General features: G+C 72.6%; 1 protein-coding gene and 2 pseudogenes. All 3 read right to left on the bottom strand.

From position 1 onward, the window contains the following. A pseudogene (locus DW306_RS17395) lies at positions 1-564 on the bottom strand (hypothetical protein); the annotation flags it as partial. Next, positions 564-1379, bottom strand: coding sequence for a protein phosphatase 2C domain-containing protein (locus DW306_RS17390; protein WP_136056847.1), 816 nt, complete (start codon positions 1377-1379; stop codon positions 564-566). The gene DW306_RS17390 and the pseudogene DW306_RS17395, both read right to left, overlap by 1 nt. Next, a pseudogene (locus DW306_RS21360) lies at positions 1376-1833 on the bottom strand (FHA domain-containing protein); the annotation flags it as partial. The gene DW306_RS17390 and the pseudogene DW306_RS21360, both read right to left, overlap by 4 nt.

Raw genomic sequence — 1833 nt, 5'->3', positions numbered from 1 at the left:
GGGTCCGCCGAAGTCGGCGATCGACGGCGCCGGCGTGCCCGCGAGCACGGCTGCCGACGCGCCTGTCGCGCCGATCTCGATGACCGGCACGGGACCGAGGGCCGTGGCGAGAGGACGGTCGTCGTCGGTCTCGAGCTCGGCGCTCACCGCTGCCGCGCGCACGACGCCGCTCTGCACGGGAAGGGCGGCCGTGCCCTCGACGGTCTCGACCGTGATCTCGACGCGGGAGGCCCCGCCCACGAATCGCTCGCTCCAGGTGGTGACCTCGGCACCGGAGAACGAGTGCGCGTCGGTGGCGGTGCTCACGCGAGCGCTGACTCCGCCGCGCAGCGCGATGCGGATGTCGGAGCCCTCGGCGACCGCGGCGACGAACGGGGGAAGCGAGGCGAAGGCCCCGCCGGCGTGCGCGGTGAGCACGTCGACGACCGTCGCGAGCGTCTTCTGCTGCGGCATCCGCTCCCACAGCCGCGCGACGACGTCTCCGGGGACATCCGGCGGCAGCGCGACCAGCGCGCCGGGGATGACGATCAGGTACCACTGTCCCGGTCGGTAGATGGTCTGCATCAGCGAACCCCTCCTGCTGCGGCCTCGCGCGGACGCGTGTCCATGTCGATGTCCGAGTCCGTCTCCAGGAGCGTGCCCGGTCGCGAGGCGACCGAGACGGCATCCACGATGACCACGGTGATGTTGTCCCTGCCGCCGGCCGAGACCGCATCGTCGACCAGCACGTCGGCGGCCTTCTGCGGGTCGGGGGTGTTCTGCAGCACCTCGCGGATGCGGGCGTCGGACACCTCGGAGGTCAGCCCGTCGGAGCAGACCATGATGCGGTCGCCGAGCTCGGCCGGGAACAGCCAGTAGTCGGCGTCGCCGGTGCTGCTCGCGCCGATGGCTCGGGTGATGATGTTGCGGCGTCGATCGGTCGCGGCATCCTCGACGGTGATCTCTCCGGCCTCGATCAGCTCCTGCACGACCGAGTGGTCCACGCTGATCTGCTCGAGCTCGCCGTCGGCCAGCCGGTAGGTGCGCGAGTCGCCGATGTTGACGGCCAGCCAGTAGCCCATGCCGTCGACCGAGGCGATGACGACGCCGCTCAAGGTGGTGCCTGCGCGTCCGTTGCCCGAGGTCGAGAGCTCCTCGACGCTCGCGCGGGCGCGGGACAGGGCCAGTCGCACGTCGTCGAGCTCGAGCGACGCCCGGCCGATCGAGCTCGAGAACTCGGCGATGACGGCGGCGCTCGCGCGCTCTCCCGCCTCATGGCCGCCCATGCCGTCGGCGACCACGAACACCGGGGCACTCGCGAGGTGCGCGTCTTCGTTGAGGGCGCGACGGAGCCCGGGGTGCGTCGCCGACCCCGTCGAGACGATGAGTGCGGGCCTCACGCGTAGCCCCCGATCGTGACGATGCGATCGCCGATCTCGATGGCGTCGCCGAGCCGCACGGGCACGCGCTGACCTGCGGGGCAGGCGATCCGCTGACCGTCGCGCACCAGGGTCATGCCGTTGGTCGAGTGCCGGTCCAGCACCCAGCCGCCGGAGGACTCCGCGGCCGCCTCGAAGTGCGTCTTCGACAGCGAGAGGGTCTCGTCGCGCACCGGCACGACGACCGCGCCGTCCTCCGCCGCGGGGTTGCGGCCGAAGATCGTGCGCCGCGAGACCGAGACCCGGGTGCCGTCGTCCCAGGTGAAGACGAGACGGTGGCCCGGGATGCTGATCCGCGTGTCCTCGATGTCGTCCGACTCCTGCGCGACGGGCGGCGCGGAGGATGCCGGCGCGGAGGATGCCGGCGCGATCGCCGCCGCCGGCGGCACGACCGGAGCAGGCGGCGCGACCGGAG

This window comes from Microbacterium sp. K24 (genome assembly GCF_004794465.1).
Taxonomy (GTDB): Bacteria; Actinomycetota; Actinomycetes; order Actinomycetales; family Microbacteriaceae; genus Microbacterium.
Note: the sequence above shows the minus strand (reverse complement) of the source record. Positions and strands in the feature narration are given on the sequence as shown.